This is a genomic window from Pseudomonas sp. MWU13-2862 (assembly GCF_023242495.1).
GTDB lineage: Bacteria > Pseudomonadota > Gammaproteobacteria > Pseudomonadales > Pseudomonadaceae > Aquipseudomonas > Aquipseudomonas gingeri_D.
Genome location: NZ_JALMEZ010000003.1, coordinates 151528 through 177370, shown reverse-complemented (window position 1 = coordinate 177370; position 25843 = coordinate 151528). Strand labels below are relative to the sequence as shown.

General features: G+C 56.0%; 19 protein-coding genes and 2 pseudogenes. 8 read left to right on the top strand and 13 right to left on the bottom strand.

All coding sequences use genetic code 11. The annotated features are described in order from the left end of the window. Positions 1 to 24 precede the first annotated feature (24 nt). From M5C56_RS06660 to M5C56_RS06650, 3 genes are all read right to left on the bottom strand, one after another. Entirely contained in the window at positions 25 to 810 is a 786-nt protein-coding gene (locus M5C56_RS06660; protein WP_103499762.1) for a fimbria/pilus periplasmic chaperone, read from the bottom strand. Positions 811 to 829: 19 nt separating this feature from the next. Next, positions 830 to 1600 (bottom strand): fimbria/pilus periplasmic chaperone, encoded by a 771-nt coding sequence (locus M5C56_RS06655; RefSeq protein WP_103499761.1) that lies wholly within the window; start codon positions 1598 to 1600, stop codon positions 830 to 832. A 61-nt stretch (positions 1601 to 1661) separates the two neighbouring features. Continuing rightward, positions 1662 to 2225, bottom strand: a complete 564-nt coding sequence (locus M5C56_RS06650) for a fimbrial protein (RefSeq protein WP_103499760.1) — start codon at positions 2223 to 2225, stop codon at positions 1662 to 1664. Between the two features lie 300 nt (positions 2226 to 2525). Here M5C56_RS06650 and M5C56_RS06645 point away from each other — a divergent pair, with 300 nt between their 5' ends. Beyond that, positions 2526 to 3194 carry a response regulator transcription factor gene (locus M5C56_RS06645; RefSeq protein ID WP_103499759.1) on the top strand — a complete coding sequence of 223 codons (669 nt, stop codon included), beginning with the start codon at positions 2526 to 2528 and terminating at the stop codon, positions 3192 to 3194. Positions 3195 to 3208: 14 nt separating this feature from the next. Here the strand turns inward: M5C56_RS06645 and M5C56_RS06640 are convergent, their stop codons facing one another. Beyond that, on the bottom strand, positions 3209 to 3778 hold the full coding sequence (locus M5C56_RS06640; protein WP_103499758.1) for a xanthine phosphoribosyltransferase: 570 nt from the start codon (positions 3776 to 3778) through the stop codon (positions 3209 to 3211). Between the two features lie 55 nt (positions 3779 to 3833). After that, the gene (rep, locus tag M5C56_RS06635; RefSeq protein WP_100942151.1) at positions 3834 to 5843 is read right to left on the bottom strand and encodes a DNA helicase Rep; all 2010 of its coding nucleotides are present in this window, start codon (positions 5841 to 5843) and stop codon (positions 3834 to 3836) included. Between the two features lie 266 nt (positions 5844 to 6109). On the opposite strand from rep, the gene M5C56_RS06630 reads away from it, so the two are divergent. After that, positions 6110 to 7780 (top strand): bifunctional diguanylate cyclase/phosphodiesterase, encoded by a 1671-nt coding sequence (locus tag M5C56_RS06630; RefSeq protein ID WP_103499757.1) that lies wholly within the window; start codon positions 6110 to 6112, stop codon positions 7778 to 7780. 24 nt (positions 7781 to 7804) lie between these two features. Here M5C56_RS06630 and M5C56_RS06625 read toward each other — a convergent pair whose 3' ends face one another. Then, entirely contained in the window at positions 7805 to 9208 is a 1404-nt protein-coding gene (locus M5C56_RS06625) for a NorM family multidrug efflux MATE transporter (protein WP_152736681.1), read from the bottom strand. Positions 9209 to 9360: 152 nt separating this feature from the next. Here M5C56_RS06625 and M5C56_RS06620 point away from each other — a divergent pair, with 152 nt between their 5' ends. The 3 genes from M5C56_RS06620 to M5C56_RS06610 all read left to right on the top strand — a co-directional run bounded on the left by M5C56_RS06620 (position 9361) and on the right by M5C56_RS06610 (position 13791). Continuing rightward, entirely contained in the window at positions 9361 to 10281 is a 921-nt protein-coding gene (locus M5C56_RS06620) for a LysR substrate-binding domain-containing protein (protein WP_103497704.1), read from the top strand. Between the two features lie 181 nt (positions 10282 to 10462). Beyond that, entirely contained in the window at positions 10463 to 12439 is a 1977-nt protein-coding gene (locus M5C56_RS06615) for a methyl-accepting chemotaxis protein (protein ID WP_103497702.1), read from the top strand. Positions 12440 to 12576: 137 nt separating this feature from the next. After that, positions 12577 to 13791: an aldose 1-epimerase family protein gene (locus tag M5C56_RS06610; protein ID WP_103497701.1), complete on the top strand. Its 1215-nt coding sequence runs from the start codon at positions 12577 to 12579 to the stop codon at positions 13789 to 13791. A 66-nt stretch (positions 13792 to 13857) separates the two neighbouring features. Here the strand turns inward: M5C56_RS06610 and M5C56_RS06605 are convergent. After that, positions 13858 to 14403 (bottom strand): annotated as a pseudogene (locus M5C56_RS06605) (ATP-binding protein); the annotation flags it as partial. Positions 14404 to 14442: 39 nt separating this feature from the next. Here M5C56_RS06605 and M5C56_RS06600 point away from each other — a divergent pair. After that, on the top strand, positions 14443 to 16203 hold the full coding sequence (locus M5C56_RS06600) for a recombinase family protein (protein WP_103497697.1): 1761 nt from the start codon (positions 14443 to 14445) through the stop codon (positions 16201 to 16203). Positions 16204 to 16377: 174 nt separating this feature from the next. On the opposite strand, the gene M5C56_RS06595 is transcribed toward M5C56_RS06600, so the two are convergent. Beyond that, positions 16378 to 17214, bottom strand: a complete 837-nt coding sequence (locus M5C56_RS06595; RefSeq protein ID WP_103497696.1) for a metal-binding protein — start codon at positions 17212 to 17214, stop codon at positions 16378 to 16380. Positions 17215 to 17370: 156 nt separating this feature from the next. After that, positions 17371 to 17913, bottom strand: coding sequence for a recombinase family protein (locus M5C56_RS06590; protein WP_103497695.1), 543 nt, complete (start codon positions 17911 to 17913; stop codon positions 17371 to 17373). Positions 17914 to 18266: 353 nt separating this feature from the next. Here M5C56_RS06590 and M5C56_RS06585 point away from each other — a divergent pair, with 353 nt between their 5' ends. Continuing rightward, positions 18267 to 18947 (top strand): hypothetical protein, encoded by a 681-nt coding sequence (locus M5C56_RS06585; RefSeq protein WP_103497693.1) that lies wholly within the window; start codon positions 18267 to 18269, stop codon positions 18945 to 18947. A gap of 710 nt (positions 18948 to 19657) precedes the next feature. Next, positions 19658 to 20242: a hypothetical protein gene (locus tag M5C56_RS06580; RefSeq protein WP_247263074.1), complete on the top strand. Its 585-nt coding sequence runs from the start codon at positions 19658 to 19660 to the stop codon at positions 20240 to 20242. Between the two features lie 624 nt (positions 20243 to 20866). Here M5C56_RS06580 and M5C56_RS06575 read toward each other — a convergent pair. From M5C56_RS06575 to M5C56_RS06560, 4 genes and pseudogenes are all read right to left on the bottom strand, one after another. Then, complete coding sequence (locus M5C56_RS06575; protein ID WP_247263073.1) at positions 20867 to 21589, bottom strand: hypothetical protein; 723 nt, start codon at positions 21587 to 21589, stop codon at positions 20867 to 20869. Positions 21590 to 22111: 522 nt separating this feature from the next. Further along, on the bottom strand, positions 22112 to 23584 hold the full coding sequence (locus tag M5C56_RS06570; protein WP_103497689.1) for a hypothetical protein: 1473 nt from the start codon (positions 23582 to 23584) through the stop codon (positions 22112 to 22114). After that, the gene (locus M5C56_RS06565; RefSeq protein ID WP_103497688.1) at positions 23585 to 24685 is read right to left on the bottom strand and encodes a nucleoid-associated protein; all 1101 of its coding nucleotides are present in this window, start codon (positions 24683 to 24685) and stop codon (positions 23585 to 23587) included. It abuts the gene before it with no gap. A 123-nt stretch (positions 24686 to 24808) separates the two neighbouring features. After that, positions 24809 to 25783: pseudogene (locus M5C56_RS06560) on the bottom strand (YifB family Mg chelatase-like AAA ATPase); the annotation flags it as partial. Positions 25784 to 25843 lie beyond the last annotated feature (60 nt).

The window sequence follows — 25843 nt, the reverse complement described above, 5'->3', positions numbered from 1 at the left end:
GACGCCGGTTTTGGATTCAGCCCGTCAAAGCATGACCTGGGCCTTGTGCGTGTGGCGGGCGCCGTAGTCGTCGATGACCTGGAATTCGACCTGGGCGCCGGCACTCGGCGTCGACTTCAGGCTGGGCAGGGGGAAACGGTTGCTGGCCTGCGGATTGACCATGTTCGCGACTGCCGTCTCACCGACCGGCTTGGCATGGCGTTGGCCCGCCGCCAGCAGCTCCACCGAATCGAAGTTCAGGTGGTAGGGCGTCGGGTTATGCACTTCCAGGACCGGCCCCTGTTCGGTTTTCACCAGCGTCCAGCGCAGTTTTTCGGTGGCCTGTACCGCCTCGTACGGCAGGCCCTGCGGTCGAAAGAACAGCTTGATGCGGGTCTTGAACGCCAGTTGCAGCTGGTTGCTCTGCTCCGAATCTGGGGCCTTGGGCGGGACTTCCAGCATGTTCAGCCAGAACAGGCTCTCGCGATCCTTGGGCAGCGGTTCACCGGTGTAGGTCAGGCGCACGACCTGCTGCTTGTCCGGCTCCATCCGAAAGATCGGTGGCGTGGCGACAAACGGAACCTTGGCCCGTTCCGGCGTCACCTCCTCATCGCCGCTGTCCAGCCAGACCTGCACCAGCGCCGGTTTCTGGTTCTTGTTCTCGAACCTTATGCTCATCTCCTTCTGGTTCGCCGGATACACCACGCGGGTGCCGGTGATAACGACGCTGGCCTGCACCGTGAAGCAGGTGATCAACGTCAGGGTCGCCAGGACGAGCCGGGCGGCGAGGCGAGTGAAACGGGCGGTGTGCTGGGATCTGAGGGTGTTCATGGGCAATCGTCGGTCCGGTTCAAGAGGGGATGTCGGCGGTATGGCTGACCCGTGCGCCGAAATCGCTGATGGCGCTGAACTCGACCTTCAGTGCTCCCGGGGGCGGGGTCCGCAGGGCGGGCAGGGCGAAGCGCTTGATATCGCCGGCCGGCAGCAACAGGCTGTCGTTGGCCTCCTTGTTCGGGGCTTTCGGATAACGTTCGTTGCCACCTTTGCCCACCAGTTCGACCGAGCCCAGGGAGACGTGATAAGGCGTCGGGTTGACGACTTCCAGGGCGTGACCGCCTTCGTGGCGCACCAGCTTCCAGCTCAGCTTCGGTGCTGCGGCGGCCTTCGAATAGGGCAGCCCCTCGGGTCGGAAGAACACCCGCAGACGGGAACGAAACGACAGCTCCAGCAGGTTCTTGTCCTTGGCGTCGGCTGCGGTCGGCTGCACTTCCAGCACATTCAGCCAGAACAGGCTTTCGCGGTCCGTGGGCAACGGCTCGCCGGTATAACGCAGGCGCGGGGCCTGCTGCTTTTTCGGTTCGATGCGCAGCATCGGCGGTAGCGCGGTGAAGGGTGCCTTCGCGGTTGCGGGTGTCGCACGTTTGTCGCCGTCGTCGAGCCAGAGCTGGACCAGGGCGGGGCGTTCGCCCTTGTTCTCCAGTCTGACCACGACTTCCTGTTGTTCGGCGGGATAGATCACGCGCGCGCCATGGATGATCACGGCGGCAAACGAGGACGTAGCGTGCAGCGATGCCGTCAGAAGGGCACAGATGACCATGCCCGAACGAGTCAGGTTGTTCATTGGCGAAGCTCTCGTGTTGAAGGCTGGACCCACGACAGGGCGCAGGTCCATTGGATGATGCTTAGTCGGCGTACTCGACCATGAAGCCGACCCGGGTGGCGACCTCGCCTTCGCCCGCGGCGCCGGTGGCGTAGTACTGGGCGGCCAGGGGAATGAGTGCCTGGTTGTTGGCGATGACCACGCCTTCGGATTTTTCGCTGTAGACGTGGATCGGTGTGCCGTCGCGCTTGGTCACCTCGACCTGGACGTTGCTGGCGGCGTTCGCGGTTGCATCGATGTTCAGGCGGCCGGTGGCGACATCGATCGCCGGGCTGCTCGGATCGAATGCGACCATGGCGGTGCGGCCGTTGGTACAGGCCGTTTCGCCTGGAGCGCCCACGCGAATCGTGAAGCCGGTGAGGTTCCGACGATCGCCGGCGTTTGTCAGGAGAGAGGCGGGCACACCACCCAGGTCGACGTTCTTGACCACGGTACCGCCGCCTGGCGCTTCGCCTTCAATGGTGCAGGTCACGTCGGTCACCAAGCCGTTGAAGTTGATGATGCCGTCGTTGGCTGCGGAAGCCGGCAGGGCGATCAGGGCGGCGAGCGCAAGGGAAACGGCGGCAGAGACTTGAGAGATTTTCATCGGATTACCTTGAATGGTTTCAGTTGATGTCTCTTCCGATAGGCTGGCAGGGAAGGTACTAGCCTGTCGGATGAGGGTTATCACTCTCGTGCAAACCAAACTTCCGACATATCGAGATAACTCGAACCTGGGCAGTTTCGTGATTTCTCGAATGGTTTGTCGTTTGTGCTCCCGGTGCTGGCTGCTATAAGTCTGAAAGTTCTGTAGGTCTTAGCCGGGCCCCTCCCGTTGCCGGCCTGGCTTTCATCGTTCAGGAGGTTTGATCCCATGAGTTACGTAGTTCCTGGTCCCCGCACCGTCATGCTGCTGGATGACCATGAGGTGATAAGGGTGGGCACGGCCTTGTGGTTATCCAAGGAGTCCGATCTCGAGATCATCGGTTCCTTTTCCACGAGTGGGGAACTGTTCGCCGCGCTGGCCCAGCGACGGCCCGATATCGTCGTCGTCGATTTCATGCTCGGGCCGCTGGAGATCGATGGTGTCAACCTGATCCGCGCGCTGCGGGTGCGTTATCCCGAGTGCCGGACCCTGGTGCTGTCGGCGCAATATACGCCGGCGACGGTGTCGCTGGCGCTGCAGGCGGGAAGCTGGGGCTTCTTCGGCAAGTCCCAGCGCCTGGACGAACTGGCGGCCGCCATCCGTACCGTGGCCCGCGGCAAGATCTACCTGCACCCGGCCATGGCCCGGGAGGTGGGGGTGTCGGAGGCGGCGTTGTGCAAGGTGTCGGTCGCCGCCGAGCGCACGTGCGGCTGTGCGCACGATGAGATTCTTTCGCCGCGGGAGCGGGAAGTGTTGCGCTGCTTCCTGGATGGCATGTCGGTGAACGGGATTGCCGCCAAGTTCTCCCGCAGCGCCAATACCATCAGCACGCAGAAACAGTCGGCCTACCGCAAGCTGGGGATCAAGACCGACAGCGAACTGTTCAAGTTATCCGGTTCGCTGCGGGACTCGAGCGCGATAGGCCTCTGATTTCCGGGCTCGGCTCAGAGAAAGCTGACGACCCCACCGGCCAGGGACTTGACCCGGGCCAGGGATTCCACGCGATAACCCTGGGCATCCAGCTCGGCGCGGCCGCCCTGGAAGGATTTCTCGATGACGATGCCCAGGCCGGCCACGGTCGCGCCGGCCTGCTTGATGATCGAGATCAGCGCCTGGGACGCTTTGCCGTTGGCCAGGAAGTCATCGATGATCAGCACACGGTCGCTGCTGGTCAGATGGCGCGGGGAAATCGCCACGGTGTTTTCCACCTGCTTGGTGAAGGAATACACCGTTGCCGACAGCAGGTTTTCCGTCAGGGTCAGGGACTGGTGCTTGCGGGCGAAAATCACCGGCACGCCGAGGTTCAGCCCGGTCATGATCGCCGGGGCAATCCCCGAGGCCTCGATGGTGACGATCTTGGTAATGCCCGAGTCGGCGAACAGCGCGGCGAATTCGTCACCGATCAGTTTCATCAACTGCGGGTCGATCTGGTGGTTCAGGAAGGCGTCGACCTTCAGGACCTGATCGGAAAGCACGATGCCTTCTTCGCGAATTTTCTTGTGCAGTGCTTCCACGGAACGTCCTCGAATAGCGCTTTTGCGCTGAAGATAGATTAAAAAATGCTCAATTCTAGCGCTTTAACATCGCGCGTATATCCGCCAACGCCGAATTGCCGCGTACGGCTTTCACTTCGGTCGGCGTGTCGTCGTTGCCTTCCCAGGCTAGGTCGTCCGGTGGCAACTCATCGAGGAAACGGCTCGGCGCGCAGTCGATGACCTCGCCGTACTGCTTGCGCTTGGCGGCAAAGGTGAAGGCCAGGGTCTGACGGGCACGAGTAATGCCGACGTAGGCCAGGCGCCGTTCTTCCTCGATGGTGTCGGCTTCGATGCTGGAGCGATGTGGGAGAATTTCCTCCTCCATGCCCATGATGAACACGTAGGGGAATTCCAGCCCCTTGGATGCATGCAGGGTCATCATCTGCACGCCCTCGGCGCCGTCCTCTTCTTCCTGCTGGCGCTCGAGCATGTCCCGCAGCACCAGCTTGCCGATGGCATCCTCGACGGTCATATCGCCGTCTTCGTCTTTTTCCAGAGTGTTCTTCAGCGCTTCGATCAGGAACCAGACGTTGCCCATCCGGTAGTCCGCGGCCTTGTCGCTGGAGCTGTTGGTGCGCAGCCAGTTCTCGTAGTCGATGTCCATGACCATGCTGCGCAGGGCGGCAATCGGGTCTTCGCCGGCGCACTGCTCGCGCACCCGGTCCATAAAGCGCTTGAAGCGCGCCAGGCGGTCGGTGAAGCGGCTGTCCAGGTGTTCGCCCAGGCCGATTTCGTCGGTGGCGGCGTACATCGAAATCTTGCGTTCGGTGGCGTAGTTGCCGAGTTTTTCCAGGGTGGTCGAACCGATCTCCCGGCGTGGGACGTTGATCACCCGCAGGAAGGCGTTGTCGTCGTCCGGGTTCACGATCAGGCGGAAGTAGGCCATCAGGTCCTTGACTTCCTGGCGGCCGAAAAAGCTGTTGCCCCCCGACAGGCGATAGGGAATCTGGTGATGTTGCAGCTTCAGCTCGATCAGCTTGGCCTGGTAGTTGCCCCGGTAGAGGATGGCGAAATCGCTATAGGGCCGGTCGGTGCGCAGGTGCAGGCTGAGGATTTCCATGGCCACGCGTTCGGCCTCGGCGTCCTCGTTGCGGCAACGGATCACGCGGATCTCGTCGCCGTGGCCCATTTCGCTCCACAACTGCTTCTCGAATTCGTGGGGGTTGTTCGAGATCAGCACGTTGGCGCAGCGCAGGATACGGCTGGTGGAGCGGTAGTTCTGCTCCAGCATCACCACTTTCAGGGACGGGTAGTCGTCCTTGAGCAGCATCAGGTTTTCCGGCCGCGCGCCGCGCCAGGCATAGATCGACTGGTCGTCGTCGCCGACCACGGTGAACTGGTTGCGTGTGCCGATGAGCATTTTCACCAGCAGGTACTGGCTGGCGTTGGTGTCCTGGTATTCATCCACCAGCAGGTAGCGGACCTTGTTCTGCCACTTTTCGAGGATGTCGGCATGTTCCTCGAACAGCTTCACCGGCAGCAGGATCAGGTCGTCGAAGTCCACCGCGTTGAACGCCTTGAGCGTGCGTTGGTAGTGGGTGTAGACGATGGCCGCGGTCTGTTCCTTGGGATTGCGTGCATTCTCCAGGGCCTGGGGCGGCAGGATCAGGTCGTTTTTCCAGGAGCCGATCATGTTCTTGATCTCGTCGACGCCGTCGTCGCCCGAGTATTCCTTCTGCATGATGTCGGTCATCAGGGCCTTGACGTCGGCCTCGTCGAAGATCGAGAAACCCGGCTTGTAGCCCAGCCGCGCATGCTCCTTGCGGATGATGTTCAGCCCCAGGTTGTGAAAGGTCGACACCGTCAGGCCACGGCCTTCGCCGCCCTTGAGCAGGGTGCCGACGCGTTCCTTCATTTCCCGCGCGGCCTTGTTGGTGAAGGTCATGGCGACGATGTACTGGGCGCGGATGCCGCAGTTCTGGATCAGATGGGCGATCTTGCGGGTGATCACGCTGGTCTTGCCGGAGCCGGCGCCGGCGAGCACCAAAAGAGGGCCGCCGACGTAGTTCACGGCTTCTTGCTGCCGGGGATTGAGTCGGGACATGACGGAGTCAGGAGTCTGTTGCGAAAAGGGCGGGCATTTTAACAGGCTGGAGGGATTCTGCCGCGACTCTCCGACACTGTGACGTGCCGCGCTATCTAAATTTGCCGGTTTTGTTACTTTCACGCAGGATGCGCGGCGGAATTACAGCTATTGTTCACCTTTGTGTTACACAACGAAGCACTTGATAATCACTCGTATTTAAAGTCGCCCCGAAGCGTGTCGCAATGTTGATCGTCAACGTTATTTGCAGAGTCTAGGGAGTCAGCTTGTCTACGCCTGTGGAACCCTTGCGTTTGCTGCTACTGGCCGATGAGCCGGAGTGGGCTGCCTTGTTGCGCGAGTGTCTGGCTCCGTTGGGAGATTCGGCCGTGCTGATCCATGCGCCATCCTGGGAGGTGGTCAGCCGCCTGTTCGAGGCTGACCGCACGGCGCTGTTGTTGACGGTGCCGAACCTGCAGCCGGCGCCGGGACGCTGCCACCTGCCGACCATCCTGTTGCTGGACGAAGAACCCTTGATCGCGCCGTTGGGTGTCAGTGACTGGCTGGTTCGCCAGGGCCTCGATGCGCCGACCTTGCGCCGCTGCCTGCGCCATGTGCGGGAACGGGGCGTGCTGGAAAACACCTTGCAACGCCTGGCCGAGCAGGATCCGCTGACCGGTATCGCCAATCGCCAGGGGTTCCAGACCCTGCTGGCGGCGCGGTTGGCCGAGAATGAGGGGCGCGGCCTGGCCCTCGGGCACCTGGACCTGGACAATTTCCGCCATGCCAACGACGCCCTGGGTCACCAGGCCGGCGACCGGCTCATCCTGCAGGTGGTCGCGCGGCTCAAGAGCCAGCTCGAGGCCGGTGACCAACTGGCGCGCCTGGGCAGCGATGAATTCGCCCTGCTGATCGACACCCGTCGCGCGCCCCAACGGGCCGGGAGGGTGGCCGAACGGATTGTCGAGGCCATGGCCGAACCTTACTGGGTCGACGGCGAGAGCCTGCTGATCGGTTGCAGCCTGGGCATCGCCCATACCCGTGCCAACGCCGGGGCCGACCCGTTGATGTGGCATGCGCATATCGCCATGCAGCAGGCCAAGAGCACCCAGGGCTGCACCTTTCATATCTTCAATGAACGGATCAATCGCAACGCCCGCAGCCTCGCCGACCTGGAAAGCGAACTGCGCCGGGCCCTGCGCCGCGATGAACTGGAATTGCACTACCAGCCGCGCCTCGATCTGGGCAGCGGCAAGATCGTCGGGCTCGAAGCCCTGGTACGCTGGCGCCATGGCGAGCGCGGGTTGTTGCCGCCCAGCGAGTTCGTGCCCCTGGCCGAACAAAGCGGCCTGATCGTGCCGTTGGGCTACTGGGTGATTTCCCGGGCGCTGCGGGATATGCAGGCCCTGCGCGAGCGCGGCCTGGCGCCGTTGCACATGGCGGTCAACCTGTCGTTCCGGCAGTTTCAGGACAGCCAGTTGCTGCCGACCTTGAGCCGGCTGATTAACGAGCGCGGTGTCGAGGCGCAATGGCTGGAATTTGAACTCACCGAAACCGCGGTGATGCGCCGCAGCGACCTGGTCAAGCAGACCATGGATGCCCTGAGGCAGCTGGGGGTGCGTTTTTCCCTGGACGACTTCGGCACCGGGTTTTCCTCCTTCGTGCACCTCAACAGCCTGCCGATTGCCTTGCTCAAGGTGGACATGAGTTTTGTCGGCGGCATGGAGCAGCGCGAAGAAAACCGCAAGTTGGTGCATGCCATGGTCAACCTGGCCCACAACCTTCATCTGGAAGTGGTGGCCGAAGGGGTGGAAACGCCAGGGCAACTGGCTTTGCTGCGTGAGTTCGGCTGCGACCAGGTCCAGGGTTACCTGATCAGCAAGCCGTTGCCGCTGGCTGAACTGGTGGAATACCTGACCTTTGACGCCGCCCAGCCGGCGGTGCAGGAAGTGGTTTGACGCCGCTGGAGGCAGCCTGTCGACTCAGGCTGCATCCATGACGCCAGGCTGTGGGCTTTGCGCCGTATGGCGTCCGAGCATCCGCTTCATCCGCCATTCAAATGCCAGTGTCAGGCTCACCGCCGAGCAGGCCAGGCCCAGCGCCAGGCCCCACCAGACACCGGTCGGTCCGCCGTTGAAGTCGAACGCCAGCAACCACGCCGCCGGAGCGCCGATCAGCCAGTAGCAGGCAAGACCGACGAGGAAGGTGGTCTTGGCGTCTTTCAGGCCCCGGATCGCGCCCATGGCAATGGTCTGGGTGCCGTCGAACAGCTCGAACCAGGCGGCCACCGCCAGCAGCCTGACGGCCAGTTCGATGACCGGTTGGAACGCCGGGTCGTTGCGATCCAGGAACAGCCCGACCAATTGATTCGGTGCCAGCCAGAACAGCGCGGCAAAGGCCAGCATGGCGGCCGCGCCGAAGGCGATACCGACCCGGCCGGCCAGGCGTGCGTCCAGCAATTGCCCGGCGCCATAGTGCAGGCCGATGCGCAGGGTGATGGCGTAGGAAATCCCCGCCGGCACCATAAAGGCCGCCGAAACGATCTGCAGGGCTATCTGGTGCGCCGCCAGTTGCGTGCTGCCCATGGTGCCCATGCACAGCGCGGCAAAGGCGAACAACCCGACTTCCACGGCATAGGTGCCGCCAATCGGCAGGCCCAGGCGCCAGAGCTCGCGCAGATACTGCCAGTTGGGTCGCGACAGGCCCCGCAGCAAAGGGTAGTTGCGGTACGCCGGATGCCGTTTGATATGCCAGGCCAGCGCCAGGGCCATGCAGCTGGCGACCAGCGCGGTGACCAGGCCGATCCCCACCAGGCCCAGCTTGGGCAGGCCGAACATCCCGGTGATCAGGGCGTAGTTGAGGGCAAAGTTGGCCAGGGTCCCGCACAGGCTGATCACCATCACCGGGGTGGCGCGGCCCAGGGCGCTGGTGAAACCGCGCAGGGCCATGAAGCTCAGGTAGCCGGGCAGGGCGAACGGCAGCACGGTCAGGAACTGCGTGGCGGCGTGCACGTTGCTCGGCGTCTGGCCGAACATCAGCAGCACCGGCTTGAGGTTCCACAGCAGCAGGCCGGCGAGCAGGGCCATTGCCCAGGCCAGCCAGAGCCCGGCCTGGGTCAGGCGGGTGGCGCCTTCGATATCGCCGGCGCCCTGGCGAATGGAGACCAGGGTGCCGACCGCCGCGATCACGCCAATGCAGAAAATCGACACGAACGAATAACTCGCCGCCCCCAGGCCGCCGCCGGCCAGGGCCTCGGGGCTGAGCCGGGCCATCATCAGGGTGTCGGTCAGCACCATCAGCATATGCGCCAACTGCGAGGCGATCAGCGGCCCGGACAGCCGCAGGATGGCCCAGAGTTCGGTGCGTGCTGAATGCTTCATGATCATCAGGCTCGACAGGTGCAAGGCAGTGAGGACCGTTGATTCTCAGGGTTCCCGGGCATTTGCACAAAGGGATAAAACCGATTGCTCGCATGATAAAAACTCATGCAAGGCGCTTTCTGCTAGGGTTGGCGCATTGCGTTATCGGAGCGCTTCCCATGTCCCGTCGTCTGCCTCCCTTGTATGCCTTGCGCGCTTTCGAAGCGGCGGCACGCCATAGCTCGTTTACCCGGGCGGCGGAGGAACTGTCGATTACCCAGAGTGCGGTCAGCCGACATATTCGTACGCTCGAAGAGCACTTCGCCTGCCGGCTGTTCCAGCGCAACGGGCGCAATCTGCAACTGACCGAATCCGCGCGTTTGCTGCTGCCGGGTATCCGCGAGGGCTTCGGTGCCCTGGAGCGGGCCTGCAATACCTTGCGCGCCGAAGACGACATCCTGCGCATGAAGGCCCCTTCGACCCTGACCATGCGTTGGCTGCTGGCGCGGCTGAGCCGCTTCCGGCATTTGCAGCAAGGCAATGAGGTGCAGCTCACCAGCGCCTGGATGGATATCGACAGCGTGGACTTCAACCAGGAGCCGTTCGATTGTGCGGTGCTGCTCAGCAACGGCCATTTCCCGCCCGACTGGGAGGCCAGCTACCTGTTTTCCGAGTGGTTGATTCCGGTGGGAGCACCTACGCTGCTCAATGAGCAGCCTTGGGATGCCGAGCGTCTGGCCAGCGTCGAGCTGCTGCACCCGACGCCCGATCGGCGCGACTGGCGCAGTTGGCTGGGGCGCATGGGTCTGTCCGAACGGGTCTCCCTCAAGGGCGGCCAACTGTTCGATACCCTGGAGCTGGGGATGATTGCCGCTGCGCGGGGTTATGGGGTTTCCATGGGCGACTTGCTGATGGTGGCCGAGGATGTGGCCCAGGGGCGTTTGAGTTTGCCGTGGCCGACCGCCGTCGACAGCGGTGAGAAATATTACCTGGTCTGGCCGAAAACCCGACCGGGCGGGGAGCGTCTGCGGCGGCTCAGTGATTTCCTCCAGGGTGAGGTCGCGGCCATGGTCTTGCCCGAAGTCGAGCGTCTGGGCTGATACGCTGTTTTTGGGGGGCCACTGATATCCGCCCAAATGACTCAAGTATTCGCTGGCGCCGCCGAATCTACCGACATGGAACCGCAGTCCCAAGCGGCTCGTTCATACTTTGTTCATTGGAAATGTTTCCGCGCGGTCTGACAGTCTCCACAGGATTCGCCGCCCGGTCAGGAGCCGTACCATGTCTCGACCCCGTGCTCGAATCGCCTCGCAACTGGGGCTGGCGCTCGCCGTTATCCTGGCGTTGGTGATCAGTGGCAGCACCGTGTTTGCCCTGCGTTCGCTGGATTCCGCCAACCTCGACACCCGTGAAGAGCACCTGGCCAGTGAAGCGCGTTTGCTCGCTGATCAACTGAACACTTTCCACAGCACCCTGCGCGACAGTACCCAGCGCCTGAGTGGGTTGTTCGAAAAGCGTTTCAGCAGTGGCATGAGCGTGCGCCCCGAGCAAATGATCGCCGTGGGCAGCGTGCAAGCTCCGGGCTTGTACCTGGGCAATGAACTGCTGAACAACAACTTTACCGAGGTGGATGCGTTCAAACAGATGTCCGCGGGTGTCGCGACCCTGTTCGTGCGCAGTGGAGAGGACTTCGTCCGGGTCAGCACTTCCCTGACCAAGCAGGACGGCAGTCGCGCCATCGGCACCTTGCTCGATCACCAGCATCCGGCCTACCAGCGTTTGCTGGCGGGCCAGGCGTACGTCGGGCGGGCGCTGCTGTTCGACCGATCCTACATGACCCAGTACACACCGGTACGCGATGCCGGCGGCAAGGTGATTGCGGTATTGTTCGTCGGTTTCGACTACACCGATGCGCAGAATGCGCAGTTCGACAACCTCAAGCGCTTTCGTATCGGCACGGCCGGCTCCCTGGCCTTGCTCGATGAGCAGAAGCATTGGCTGGTGCCGCCAGCCGGGGTGACGGACCCTGCACAGGCGATCCCGGTGATTGTCGATCTGGTCCGGCAACTGGGCCACGGGCGCTTCTGGAGTGACAAGAACGAGGACTTCTACAGCGTCGCGGCGACCTTTGACGGCGGGCCGTGGACCGTGGTGGCGAGCATGCCCAAGGCCGAGATCCGCGCCGTGACCTGGAGCGTCGGCATTCAACTGGTGATCGGCAGCCTGCTGGCGATGCTGCTGGCGGTCGGCGCGGCGATCTGGCTGTTGCGCAGCAAGTTGCGGCCCCTGGGCGATCTGGTACGCCAGGCGCAAGCCCTGGGGGCGGGGGATTTGAGTGTACGGTTGAACGTGTCCAGCCATGACGAGATCGGCCAGTTGGCCGAGAGTTTCAACCAGATGGGGCAGGCGTTGTCCTCCATGGTCGAGCACATTCGCAAGGCGGCTGCCGAGGTCAGCGCGCGTGCCCATGTGCTCACCGGTTTGTCTGGCGGAGCCTATGAAGGGATCGAACAGCAATCCGGCGAGATCAGCAGCATGGCCGGTGCCGTGGAGCAGTTCAGTGCCACCTCGCTGAATATCGCCGACAACATGGGCAATACCGAGCGGCTGGCCCAGGAAAATGCCCGGCAGACACGAATCGGTCGCACCGCCATGGAGGAGGCTTCGGCCTCCCTGGAGCAGATCGCCGGCTCCCTCGGTGGCACGGCAGAGGTGATCAACGCCCTGGGGCAACGTTCCGAGGAAATCGGCGGGATTGTCGGGGTGATTACCTCGATTGCCGACCAGACCAACCTGCTGGCGCTGAACGCGGCTATCGAAGCGGCCCGTGCCGGCGAGCAAGGTCGCGGCTTTGCCGTGGTGGCCGATGAGGTGCGCAGCCTGGCGGGGCGTACCCGTGAAGCCACCGACCAGATTTCCGGAATGATCCAGAGCATCCAGCAACAGACCGGCCACGCCATCAGCACCATGGAAGAGGGCAATCGGCTGATGCAGGAAGGCCTGTCACGCAATGCCAATGTGGCGTCGGCCCTGGCGCAGATCGACGAGCAGAGCCGGTCGGCCGGGCAGCAGTTCGCCGTCATCACCAGTGCAACGCAGGAGCAGAGCAACACCGCGACCCAGCTCAGCGGCAACCTGCAGGGTATTGCCCTGGCCAATAGCGAGCAGCGCGAAGTCGTCTCCAACCTGGCGCTCACGGCCCGGGAGCTGGAGACCCTGGCTACGGAGCTGCGCCAGGAAGTGGATCAGTTTCGCTGAGGCGGCGCCTCGTCACAGGCGCTGAAATACGGGTGGTAGTACATGCGCTCACCGAGCTGACGGGAATTTTTCTGGTCGACTTGCTGAATCGTTTCATCAGCGCTATAAAAGTCGGACAATTCCAACAAGGACCGCCCATGACTTCCCTCCGCTTGCTCTTCGGTGTCACCGCCCTGACCGCTGCTTCCCACGCCATGGCCTGGGACTACGTGCTGCTCGACAGCGACACGCCCGCGCAGAACCGGCAGATCACCAGCCAACAACTGGGGATCAAGACCGACAAACCTTTTTCCGTGACGATGCGCACCTTGCATGGCGGCCGCCAGGAAGGGGTCAGCATCGTCGATATCGACAACGGCACGATGAAACTCTCGGTGGTCCCGACGCGGGGCATGAACGTCCTGCACGCGTCCGTGGGCAATGTGCGCCTGGGCTGGGACTCGCCGGTCAAGGAAGTGGTCAACCCGGCCTTTATCGAGCTCAACGGCCGTGGCGGCCTGGGCTGGCTGGAGGGCTTCAACGAGTTGGTGGTGCGTTGCGGCTATGAGTGGGTCGGGCATCCGGGGCTCGATAACGGTGAACTGCTCACCTTGCACGGGCGGGCGGCGAATATTCCGGCCAGCAAGGTCACGTTGCATATCGATGAAAAGCCGCCTTATGCCATTCGTTTGCAAGGCGAGCTGAAGGAGCAGGCGTTCAAGAAGGTCGACTTCTCGGTGGTTACCGAACTGTTGACGGTGCCGGGCAGCGTGAGTTTTGCGCTCAACGACACGCTGACCAACAACGGCGATTATCCGAAGGAATACCAGGCGCTGTACCACAGCAACTTCAGCACTCCGTTCCTGGAGCAGGGCGCGCGCTTCGTGGCGCCGGTGAAGCAGGTCTCGCCGTTCAACGACAAGGCCAAGGGCGACCTGCCGGACTGGCAGACCTATCGCGCGCCGACCAAGGACTATGACGAGACCGTCTACAACGTCGTGCCGTATGCCGATGCCAAGGGCGACACCTTGGCGGTGTTGCACAACAAGGCCGGCAGTCTCGGGGTTTCGCTCGGGTTCAATACCCAACAGTTGCCGGTGTTCTCCCTGTGGAAAAACACCGATACCCAGGGGCAGGGTTATGTCACCGGGCTGGAGCCGGGAACCAGCTTCTCCTATAACCGCCATTACCAGCGCCCGCTGGGCTTGGTGCCGACCATCGAGGCCGGGCAGAAACGCCAGTTCCAGATCAGCTACAGTCTGCTGGCGGACAAGGCGGCTGTGGATAAGGCGATGCAGCGGGTGACGCAGATTCAGGACGGGCGCAAGACGGAGGTGCGGGGCACGCCGTTGGTGGATTTGAGCAAGGAATAATCCGTTTGGGATGGGCTGGCCGATAACGCAATGTTTCGGCTTGGCCTTGTTCAAGCGATCTCTTGTCTATTGGGACGCTGGCCGATACTGGAGTGCTTCGGCCAAGTGTCCGCGCTCGATATTTTCCACCTGCTCCAGGTCCGCCAAAGTGCGCGCTACCTTGAGCAGCCGATGGGCTGCCCGCAGAGAAAGCGTCAGTCGTTCGCACGCTGTCTCCAGCCATTTTTCATCGCCTGTGGATAACTTGCAGTGCACGCGCAATGCCGGTAAATCGAGAAACGCGTTGGCGCATCCCTGGCGCTGTTGCTGACGTTGTCGAGCTTCGGCGACTCTGGCGGCGGCCTGAGCGGTGTTGTCGCCGTCTTGCCGGCTGGGGCTGAGCGCCGTGGCTTCGCGAGCCACGGTCAGGTGCAGGTCGATGCGATCCAGCAGCGGGCCGGAGAGTTTGTTGCTGTAGCGCTGGATCTGTTCCGGGGTGCAGCGGCAACGTCCACTGGGATCGCCAAGATATCCACAGGGGCAGGGATTCATCGCCGCCACCAGCTGGAAGCGTGCCGGGAAGCGCACCCGGTCGCGGGCGCGGGAAATCACGATATGGCCGGACTCCAAGGGTGATATAATACTCACATATTTTATTCCCGAGTCGGCTCCATGCCAAACGCCTATGCTTATGTCCGTTACTCTTCAACCGTCCAATCCTCGGGCGATTCTGTAGACAGACAAATCAGTCCATTGAAAGCGTTCACCCTTGAAACTGGCGTTGAAGTTGTTGAAACGATCATCGATGAAGGTGTTTCATCATTTCGCGGGGATAACGCGAACAAAGGAAAGTTTAAAGAAATATTGGCTCGTATAGATCGCGGAGTCATTCGGTCCGGCGATTACTTGGTAGTAGAGTCAATCGACAGGATTACCCGGCAACGAGTGCTTGATGGCGTCGAGTTATTGCAAGGTATTCTGAAAAATGGAGTAAAAATCTATACAACCATCGATTTGCGATGCTACTCGTACGAAGACCCTGCCAAAGATTTTGAAAACCTGATTATGATCAGTTTGATTGCCAAGAGGGCAAACGAAGAGTCAGAAATAAAGTCTAAGCGACGGAAGTCTGCTTGGAATAAGGCGAAGTTAGCGGCAAGTGAAAGTAGTAAGAAGTTCAATGTACATAATCCGCCATATGGCTATTGTTATGACGCTGAAACTGATAAATTTGTTATTGTGGAAGAAGAAGCATCAGAAATACGAATGATATTTGAACTATTGAAAACAATGGGTGTGTCTAATGCAACGAGGCGGGTAAATACAAACTCAAAAAGAAAATGGACCGGGCGCCAAGTTTCTTTGATGATAGAGAGCAAGTACCCGTTGGGCATGTTAATGTCACAAAAACGTAATGAGAATGGCAAGAAAATATTCATCGAGTACATAGAAGATTACTATCCAAAGATAATTACTCAGACGGCGTTCAATGAAGCTGTTGTTTCGATGCGGAACCGTAAAGATAGAAAGCACTATGGCAACACGACCATAGGAAGTACGAATATTTTCAGACATGTAATAAAGTGTGCTGATTGCGGCGAAACGATGATGTTTGAGAAACAAACTAACCAGAAAGGTATCCTGTACCCTTATTTTAACTGTTTTACTCGGAAGGAACTAAAAGGACAGTGTGACCAACGGTTCAGATTCGATTTGGCCTTCGGTATGCTTCTACACGCCATGCAGGCCATTACGCCGGAACCCAGGTCAGTCATTCGACGTTTCACGTATACCATGAATGAAGCAGAACGAAAAAGATGGGTAGAAGTAAGGGAGGCGCAATCTCCTACGCAAGGTATTACTTATAAAAAATTTCAGACTGATCCAAAAGAGCGTTCGGAACGCCGGGCGGGTATGGATGTATTCGGTAATGATCTGAATTCGTTTTTGGCGGATGATAAAAACTTACAGGAAACTTTGGGGAAAGAGTTAGCTGCCGCATCGGAGATTCTGGCGGGGTTAAAAGGGACATATGAAAATTATGAAAAGTCGGTTGCCGGGCTTGACGGGAATATTCCCAAAATCATAGTTAATAACATGAATAAATTGGAAGTGGATATTGATAATCAGTCCGAACTGGTGGATAAACTTAGTGGCGAGTACGGCGCGAGCGTTACTGAAATTAAGTTAACTACATATGAAGATGTTATCGAACGGTTCAGTACTGAAAAAGGACGTTTAGAACTGAACCAGTTTTTCAAATCTTCGGGGATTCAATTCAAATTCAGATACGATAAGGTTGCTAGAGGTCTTCACATGTGGGTAAGTCGGAAAGGTCAAGAGATTTTAAGCGTGAGCGGCAAGTTTCCGCTTCATAAACCGCTTGCTCGTTTTGGTATCCAAAGACTGGCGGATCTTTATGAGCAGATATAACTTTGGATTTATGATCGCTATGGTTTCCATCTAAACGGTTTTTACCGTCGTAATTTTTTTGCCGATATTTTCTTATCTCTTATTGCAAGGTACCAAGTACCTAGTACCAGCTAGTAGCTACCGGTTATTGTATGGGACCCTATTTTCTAGTACCCGGCTAGGTACCCCCTTACCCTAGCCCTTACCCTGTATGGGGTAGCTCACGACTGCCATGCTATCGCTGAAAAGCAACATCTGATCACCTGTTAACGGGACCGCAGGGAAGTTTGAGTAATGCATGTTGGCGGATGACAGGTTCAAAAATATAGATTCATCTGATAGGTTCAGTTTCACCGCCCCCGCAGGATAGATACCTCGGTTTTTCTCCGTAACCAAAAATGCTAGCGGGAAGAATGCAAGAATACTCAGGCTGGCGTGGTGTCCTTGGTTTTTCAGACCAAATAGTTTGATGCTCAGGTGATGGCGATGAGGATAAAACCAATAGTAGATATCGTGTGTGTCAGCTATGGCTTGATCGTCCCCGAGCACAAACTTCTTAAGTGGATCAAAATAAGGACTTGGCTGGCTGGGCTTTGCGCATTCTGTAACCGAAGTTGCGGAGATGATATGACCGATCATTGCCCGGCAGTATTTTACAGCATCAAATGGTGTGCTCACACCACTGATTGGGCTATTAGCGTTCCGAAAGAAATGATTGATTTTACGTGTCAGCGCCTTGCAAACGTCGGCCACCTCACGGTCATTATTTTGTCCCACGGCACTGCTGTTACATTTTTTACAAATTGTCTTGAATTTGCTGCCGTTCGTAGATTTGATGCCCCGAACATTGGAATTCTTCAGGTCGAGCATCTCCGTTAAATGAACTTGCTCCACCTTTGTGATGGTGACACTACCTTGAGGGGGCACATGGTCGATACTTAGCGGCCCGTGCTTACCGCAGATCAGGCAGTGACCTGTGGTGATGCGGGTGTGTTTATCTCGTTCTGAGATGGATTTCGCGTAGTCGCCCACGATTGCTCCCTGTCTGCTGGTATTTCAGCGGTTATAGCACGAACAAAGGCCCTTTTCTGGCAATTCCAAACCCGGATGAATTTTATAGACGCAGGCAATATCCTAATCCCAGACATGACAAAGCCCGCCGTAGCGGGCCATTGAGACACAGTACAATCAGGCTTTCATTGCCCTTTGCACGCTGCTCAAACTTACATCCAAAGCCTTTGCCACCTTGCGGAACGATGCACCCTCAGCTTGCATTGCAACCCTGATCGCAGCGTCATCAACTGACTTTGCACGACCTTTGTACACGCCCGCTTCCTTCGCCTTGGCGATGCCCTCCCGCTGACGTTCCTTGATCATTGCTCGTTCAAACTGGGCAACGCTACCCAACAGCGACAGCATCAACTCCTGCATGGGGTTGGCGTCACCTGTGAACAGCAATTGCTCCTTGTGAAAGTGGACGCTGATCTTCCTAGTATTCAAATCCTTCACCAGCTTCAGCAAGTCTTCCAGTGACCGGGCCAGCCTGTCGATAGAGTGGATGTGGACGGTGTCGCCCTCACGGATGAATTTCAGCATCTCTTGTAGGTGAGGGCGATCTGTCGTCGCACCCGACACCTTATCTTCAAACACCCGGTCCAGAGTCACGCCGTCCAACTGGCGAGCGGTGTTTTGATCAACCGATGAAACCCTGACGTAACCTACATTTGCCATTTTCTGTACCTGTTGTATTCATTAGCTTCTAGATGTTATGAGTGTGATCGTATTCATTAACAAAATCAACCCTATTGAACACGATTTAATGGGGGATTCTGTATTCACTGGTCTGTAGTCTCAGGGGTGTACTCAATTGAATGCAGTCTTGCAGCGATTGGAACTCTAGTGGTATAGAGTCCTTTGATAGCGTTCAAGGGGAGAGATACCGTAGATGTCACGGCATCTTGAGTGCCCTACACAGCAGTGACCTGGGCCGGGCCTGCTTTGAATAAGGTTTCCAACTCAGTTGCTGCGCAAGCTGCTAGTGTGGAGGTCGACACAATGCCTGCTAAGACTCGGAATTGACCTGCATGGAACACAATCCTACTAGCGAAAGATCAAACATTCCCAACGATCTCGGCCTCTTCGCGGATGCAGGGATCTTTTATATCCGAGCCTTGCGAGAGCTAGCACAAGACAACGACGCCAAGGGAAGTATTCGCAAAGATTGGGCAACTATTCGTGAGTGGCTGGGGTGCCACGACAACGAGTTGACGACCAAGTACGAAGAGAAAGTAGGCAAAGCATGGCGTGCATATCTCGCTTTAGGGCTTGCACCGTCGCAGATATTACAGTCTGTGTTCGACTTAACTCATGCCCTGTACAAGAACTCCGACCTCAAGCACGACAGGCCCCCCGTAGAAGTCATGAATGTCTTTGATCGTATGTTAGCGACTGACGATCAAATCAGCCTTAAAAGAGTAAACGATTTGGCAACCGAGCGGCAGAAGCTTGCCCAGATCATCCAGAATCTACCCCGCAAGAGCAAGCAAGGCTGGTGGCGAAGACAGAGCCGTTCATTCAGAGGATGGGCATTTGTGTCGATTGCATGGGCAGCAATTGCACTGTTCATCATTATCGTGTTTGATCCCCTGGAACGAGGAAATTGGCACTGGGCAACTGGCCGAGACTATATCAAGGCAATGACGTTTATATTCCTACCCGTCTTGGCAGGACTACTCAAGACGGCATACAGCAGAGCGGTTCAATAAGCAGTACCTAATGGCGTGGAACCGCCATCATGAGGGTGTCCCAGATTTTGCGTAACCGAGATTTCTGTTAAACCGACAGCAACCAATCTTCAGACTGGATACTGAAGCGATTCAAGGCCCGCGCCAGAGCGGTTGGGCCTGATACAGAGAGCAACATGTCGCAGATGGACAGCGAAGCGAAATGCTGAGTCATGAATGCACTAGCAACGATACTAATCGCCACGGACCTTGCGAACCACTCTGATCATCTCCATCAACACCTTGGGGTCTGTGGTGTCGTAAACAATGTCACACAGTTGATGCCTGAGCTCCCCAACGCTCAACGGCTCCTTCGATTCAGATTGAAGAAGTGACACGAGTGGAACGCCCAACGCCCGCGCCAGGTCATGCATGGCGTCAAATCCTGGGCCGTACTCACCACGCTCAAATCTACTTATCGTCATCGGCTCATAGCCCAAGGACTCTGCAAGCTGTGCTTGGGTTAGGCCCTGTGCTTTTCGTAGGGCCCTGATCCGTTGACCGAAATCGGTTAATGCATCCCGCGTCATAAGCGATCCAAATCAAAAGCTGGATGCTCACACTTGAACCGATCGTCCTGAAGGACACACAGGGATAATAATTTTGCTAAAAATATCATCTGATGATATTTTTTGGCATCTGATGCATCCGGATTCAGGCGCACGTAGCTGAAAACACCAAAGGATTATGAAATGAGATCGCACATCGGAATGCTTCTATCGTCATTGAGCCTACAACCGGCCCATCTGGTGGGCGTCAGGACAGCCAAGGTCTCTAAACAACTGCTGTTGTGCGGGTTGATGTGCATTTCAATCAATGCATTAGCCGACGACAACCCGAATCATGATGTTGTGGCCTATCAAAAGCAGCTTTTACACCCTAGAAGCAATTCGGCGGATGTAGGTGGACTTCGGGTGGCTGCGAACGGTTGTGTAGCACGTAGGAAGATCGGAACTCTGAACCCCGTCTTAGATCCTAAATCGTGGACTGGTTCAAAATTCCTGATTCTCGATGCTAGCTTTAAGAACACTTCGACAACTAGCAGGTATCCATCGCCTGGCGCTGTAATAATTAGCAAGAACGGACAGACTTACAAGTTCGACAAATTTGAAATGGTCGCTGGAGACGGATTTGGTATTCTGTCTGAAGCTCTAAATCCATTAATAACCTACCGTACGAAATTAGTGTATCGAATTCCCGCTGATTTGACCGGCGCCGTAGTTTGGCAACCCGATGATAGATCCACTGATGTCATGGTGTCTTGTGGATCAATTTGACCATTTTTATGCCACCCGCGATGTTAGGTCTCACAGGAGTTGGTTACATAATAATGACGTCGTGAACGCATCTGGGATTGTATCTATTTTTTTGTCTGTGGGGGATACGTTATGAGCAAAATCACATTGATGTTCGTTGTAATTCTGACTGGGTATGTACGGTTCGCATTGGCTGGTACTAAAGCTAACCAGGAACCGGGTATCCTATTCTGGGTTTTGGCCGCTATTGTAGCACCGATGGTGATTTATACGGCCAATAAGTGGAGGTTGTGGGGGCTGGGGTTCAAATTCGGCATGGCCAGTAAGTCGACTTTTCTAGGCTCGCTCAAATGGACAGCTGCATCATTGATTGTGACTTTTACGTCGGCTCTAATACTATATAAGTTTGGTTAAAAGTAGAGCTACTGATAGTTCAAGCCCCTGCGGAAAGCTGCCTGGGGCTTGTCTAATTTTATTAGATTATGGTGATTCCCAACCTTGCACGAATGACCGCATCTAGAAACTCCCAAGAGTACGTCGAGTGCCATTAATCACAATGCCACAAGTTAGGGGTCATAGAAGCTCCTGTAGCCACCGCTGAGGGGCCTCAACACAACCCCAGCACCAACCCCATAGGGTGATCGTTTAAGTCGCCACGTGCATCGTATTAGAGGCTGTACGCGACACCATGACCATGGGCGACACGTCAACTAATTGCATGAGCTCAAAAATATCAACAGCCGCACTGCTATCTTTCGATTGTTGATCGAGTAGCTGTTTTCGCAAGTCAGGCTTGCTGGCGAGTTGCCACTGCTTCGATGCGCGACCGACAGCGCGGCAGGGGCTCCAAACTTGGCGATGCTCAGGCTTGGTATAGACCTTCGCCAGATAGCTCATCCATTCAAAGTAGTTATCTTTTTCTTCTATGGTTCGAAGGTGATGCCCATAAGCATCAATGTCAGGGCAGACCACTTGATAGTTGGCTAGAAAACCTCCAGCCAAGAGCTGTGCCATAAAATGCTGTAAACTTGATCTCCGATCTAACCTGTCGTTCAATATTATAGAAAAGTGATGATGTAAGCCTTCATCGTCCTCATCGCATTCCACAACCGTCACGCGTAATGGCACGTAACCAGACTTTCTTTGGAAAAAAGTAGAAAGGCGGGCACTGAATGTGCGGCTAGTCATTTTTTTCGTAAACCTAAGCCTGACATGGTAGCCGCGTGGCCTAGGGTAGGCTTTTGTACCCTCGTAAATCATCACATACAATGCTTCTAGAATATCGGTGAACGATGGGTATAAAGCCCCGCACTTGATTGGAACTCCCATAAAGCTATCTTGGGAGTAATGTTCTTTGTTTTCTGACATGGTAGATTTTTATTCAGACCTATTTCCTAGTTGGATGCATGACAAAGCACCTTTAATATTAGTAACCACCAAGCCGCCCCTGCATTCAACTCCGGCACACTAGATACCATGACACAGAGAAATAAAGATCCCACCCGCGAAACATAACCAACACCCAGCAGTGCATGGGGCCGAGGGGATATTGGGGTGTTTGCAAGTCAAATTTTCCCTGGCCGTAGTCTGGGTGCAGGAAAATCGCGTTTTTGAATTTTATACAATTATTTGCTGAGAGCGCGACCACCCCAGATGAAAGCTAGACATTGCGCATTTGGGGGATGGTTGTACGATCTATTATACGGCCTGCCACACCCAATTCTAAACAAATTTGGATGGGGTTTTTCAATCGCGTTATAAATGTCTATAAATTTGATGCAACCACGATACTGGTGACACAATGGGTAGCTATGGCAGAACTCGTCAAAGCGTCTGTATCCATCCCTGGGGCGCAGGTGGGCGTTCTTTATTATGCTCCGGCGTTTACGACTAATAGCATAGCAATTTGACAACGGTCACGAATAAAAACACAGCCCCCAAAGCACAGCCCCAAAGGACCACCGCACGGAATCGGGAGGCCTTCACATAAGCAACGTCCCGGTTGAATTCAGCGTCATTTTGTAGAATTCGGTCTCGGTCGCTTTTGGCAATAAGGTCATCAAATCTAGATTTAAAGGAGTTATAAATGGATTCAAATCGTTCAAGCTCGGCCGTGCATTCTTTATAAGCATATACCAACGTGCAGACCGAAAGGATAAGAAACATGAGAAATATTATGTATATCCCATGACTGAATGTAACATCTGTGGAGGTTTTTGATATGGAGCGAACAATGAAAGTCGTGATGACGAATGAGTATACCGTAAAGATTGACGTTCTAAGATATCCTCCGATGGACTTAACCATGTCATTGGCTTTTTCAGATTGTTTCTGGATTTGATCGGATAGCTTGTTTTTTATGTCAATATATTGCTTAACATTCTCTTTCAAGTAAATGCTGTAGTTTGATATGATCGCATTCATGCTTCCGTCTTTAACTTTTCGGAAATGATCGTCTTCAATGTGGATTGAAAGTAAATTTCTTGAGATTCCTAATTTATCAGTGGTGCTTCCGTCACCATACGCCCAAATATAAATTTCATAATATGCGAGAGCAGCATTTTGGTCGTCATGGCCATCCAGCATAATAGATCCAGAGACGTGCCGGTAACCTTTTATTGTAGCCGTAAACTCAGAGCTGCTAAGTGAACTTATGTCAGCGATGTAAACAATTGCAAAGACAAGTTGTAGAGTGCCAAACAGGCGTCCAATACCAATGTGGCTAATTGGCGAGCCAAAACTGAAATCTTGTGGTATGAAAGGGTAGGACTTACTTTCGTAGAACAAACATGATTTGTCACGTGTGGATATCAGTTTATGCTTGTTGGGAAGTTCAGGGTTGGTTTGTATCAAATTGTTAGTGTTTGGAGGTCGGAATACAAACAAGCTAGTTGCAAAAGTCTGTTGTAATTCCGCCGATTCAAGTATGTAAGCTTTTTCCGATAGAGAATGAATTTTGTTTGCGGTTTGGCCAATACCACCTAAACGCCAATATTTTTCAATCTGGTCGAGTGAATATATTGTGGCGGTTTTGTCCTTGAATCCTTTCGTTATGGAAATGGTAACGATAGCTGACACTGGCTCATCATCATCACAGTGCAATTCAAGACGACGACAAAAAACATCTATGGCGTTAGATTCGCAGCTTTCCAAACTTGTTGCTTGGTCACTGTCCGAGTATAGAACACCAACCGAAAAGTTATCCCGCGAATTGATCTTGGCTAAAGCGATGTCTAGCGCAGTGCGGTCGACGTTCATTTGAGAAAGGCGAAACCTTTCCCGAACGTTCGTGTTAGTTTCCTCGGTGTCAATGTGTATGACAGACGCCGAAAGTGCATTAGCTATCGCTGTGAAGATCATCATTCATTCTCGTTTCTTGAACGCTTCGTAGCCTTCATCGGAATAAATTTTCAGAAACTTCCGACCGTCGTCATCACCAGTATCAAATGTTTGATCAAAATTAGTGATTTCGCCGGTTATCCTGAGGTCCAAATTAGGTGCAAGATGAATTTGCCGCTTGATTTTATTGCTGATTGTATTTGGTGCAATAGTGAAATGTGAGTCGAAGCCTTTCTTTTTCGGCAACTCCTTAGCTTCTTTCGCAAGCTGTTGCATATTCAGTCCATCATGATGGGCTGGATATTCACTCATTATTTCATCAACCATTTGGTCGAATACACAATTTGGCTTTGTATTGAAGTAGCTTACAAAAGCGTTCCGCAAGGTCCAGTAATCACTTGGGGACGTATTTTCGATCTTCTTTTTAAGGAATCCTTCGATCGCTTTGAAAGCTTTGTATGTATTCTTTTCAGAGTCAGATAGTGTTTTTAGATTCAGGAAGTCACTCCACCAATACTCTGTCAAAGCGCTGTTGCTGTCGCTGATAACAACTGTGGATTCAACTTCTCCATCAACAATCTTGAAGGTTGCGCACTTTTGAGCCCGTTGTTTGTCTGGAAGGCCAGAGGTATGTTGGAAATTGACTTCCTCGATGAATCCTGCATGATCAATTTTAACCAGAATGACGTATTCGGATTCTGCGAGCTTGAAATGTGCGCATAACAGGCTACCCGCGCGCAATTCTTTGAAACCTTCAATCTTCTTTTGGGCGACAATTTCGCACTGAAGCAGTCGCTCGGTCATTTCTAGGGCATAGGATTTAAAGGTGCGCTCATCTGACAATGCACCGACATGTTCCTTTGTGTTGAATCCGTTTTCACAGAACTGAAAACTTTGGCTCCGTGAGATATCAACCAAACTGCGAAGAACCCCTGTGAGGTATTGTCGTATACCTGGCTCATTCGTTCGGTAGAACGGCGCACCCAAGACTTGCCCTTTACAATCAACCTTTTGAATGACCGCGTTGAAAATGATAAGAGGCGGCGGTGGATCACCTACCGCATCTGCATTACCGATTTCTTCAACCGGTTCAGGGGCGTCTTGGTCGTTGGTGGCGGCTTCCATGTTGCACTCCTTAGCAATGCTGGCAAACCGCTATTGTAGCTTGCATAGGCCGGGTTAGTGAGCCTACCACTGTCCGACAATACTGTGAATGCATACAGTGATTGGCGGGAAATAATAATATGTGATTAATAACACACCATTCTCCAACGGTTCGCGCAAGACCTCCAATACCCGGCGGTCGAATTCCGGCAGTTCATCGAGAAACAGCACGCCGTGATGGGCCAGGGTGATTTCACCGGGCTGTGGCCGCGATCCTCCACCCACCAGCGCGGGTCCCGAGGCCGAGTGATGCGGTTGGCGAAAAGGCCGCTGGGGCCAACAGCTCAACGGCACATGGCTGGCGACCGATTGGATGGCCGCGACTTCCAAGGCTTCCTGTTCGTCCAGCGGCGGTAGCAATCCGGGGAGGCGGCTGGCGAGCAGGGTCTTGCCGGTGCCGGGTGGGCCGCTGAACAGCAGGTTATGCGCCCCGGCGGCGGCGATCAGCAGGGCGCGTTTGGCGGCGAGTTGGCCTTGCACTTCGCTCAGGTCCGGGTAGGGCTTGCTCAAGTGCAGCAGGCCGTTGGATTCGAAGGGTTTGATCGGCGCATGTCCATTGAGATGGGCCACCAGTTGCAGCAGATGGTCGACGGCAATCACCGTCAGCCCGGAGGCCAGCGAGGCCTCCTCGGCGTTGGCTTGTGGCACCACCAGCGTACGTCCGGCGGCGCGAGCGGCCAGTGCCGCCGGCAGCACGCCTTGCACCGGGCGAATGGCGCCGGACAAGGCCAGTTCGCCCAGGCATTCCAGGTTGTCCAGTGTCAGGGCGGGCACCTGCACGCTGGCGGCCAGGATACCGAGGGCAATTGCCAGGTCGAAGCGTCCTCCGTCCTTGGGCAGATCCGCCGGAGCGAGGTTCAGGGTAATGCGTCGTGCCGGAAAATCGAGGGCCGAATTGAGAATCGCGCTGCGGACCCGGTCCTTGCTTTCCTTCACGGCGGTTTCGGGCAGCCCGACCAGCGTCAGCATCGGCAAGCCGTTGGCCAGATGGGTTTCGACGGTGACGGCGGGGGCTTCCACGCCCACCTGGGCGCGACTGTGGACGATGGCCAGGGACATGTTCTTTCCTTGAACGCGAAGGGGCCGCTTCCTGCGGTTCTGGAAGATTAGTTGAGCGGG

Excerpts from the sequence above, each read along its gene's own strand:
- M5C56_RS06590 (WP_103497695.1), bottom strand. The coding sequence starts at position 17,913 with ATGGCAAATGTAGGTTACGTCAGGGTTTCATCGGTTGATCAAAACACC.
- M5C56_RS06580 (WP_247263074.1), top strand. The coding sequence starts at position 19,658 with ATGAGATCGCACATCGGAATGCTTCTATCGTCATTGAGCCTACAACCG.
- M5C56_RS06585 (WP_103497693.1), top strand. The coding sequence starts at position 18,267 with ATGGAACACAATCCTACTAGCGAAAGATCAAACATTCCCAACGATCTC.
- M5C56_RS06610 (WP_103497701.1), top strand. The coding sequence starts at position 12,577 with ATGACTTCCCTCCGCTTGCTCTTCGGTGTCACCGCCCTGACCGCTGCT.
- M5C56_RS06655 (WP_103499761.1), bottom strand. The coding sequence starts at position 1,600 with ATGAACAACCTGACTCGTTCGGGCATGGTCATCTGTGCCCTTCTGACG.
- M5C56_RS06600 (WP_103497697.1), top strand. The coding sequence starts at position 14,443 with ATGCCAAACGCCTATGCTTATGTCCGTTACTCTTCAACCGTCCAATCC.
- M5C56_RS06645 (WP_103499759.1), top strand. The coding sequence starts at position 2,526 with ATGCTGCTGGATGACCATGAGGTGATAAGGGTGGGCACGGCCTTGTGG.
- rep (WP_100942151.1), bottom strand. The coding sequence starts at position 5,843 with ATGTCCCGACTCAATCCCCGGCAGCAAGAAGCCGTGAACTACGTCGGC.
- M5C56_RS06575 (WP_247263073.1), bottom strand. The coding sequence starts at position 21,589 with ATGTCAGAAAACAAAGAACATTACTCCCAAGATAGCTTTATGGGAGTT.
- M5C56_RS06650 (WP_103499760.1), bottom strand. The coding sequence starts at position 2,225 with ATGAAAATCTCTCAAGTCTCTGCCGCCGTTTCCCTTGCGCTCGCCGCC.
- M5C56_RS06620 (WP_103497704.1), top strand. The coding sequence starts at position 9,361 with ATGTCCCGTCGTCTGCCTCCCTTGTATGCCTTGCGCGCTTTCGAAGCG.
- M5C56_RS06570 (WP_103497689.1), bottom strand. The coding sequence starts at position 23,584 with ATGATGATCTTCACAGCGATAGCTAATGCACTTTCGGCGTCTGTCATA.
- M5C56_RS06625 (WP_152736681.1), bottom strand. The coding sequence starts at position 9,208 with ATGATCATGAAGCATTCAGCACGCACCGAACTCTGGGCCATCCTGCGG.
- M5C56_RS06660 (WP_103499762.1), bottom strand. The coding sequence starts at position 810 with ATGAACACCCTCAGATCCCAGCACACCGCCCGTTTCACTCGCCTCGCC.
- M5C56_RS06615 (WP_103497702.1), top strand. The coding sequence starts at position 10,463 with ATGTCTCGACCCCGTGCTCGAATCGCCTCGCAACTGGGGCTGGCGCTC.
- M5C56_RS06565 (WP_103497688.1), bottom strand. The coding sequence starts at position 24,685 with ATGGAAGCCGCCACCAACGACCAAGACGCCCCTGAACCGGTTGAAGAA.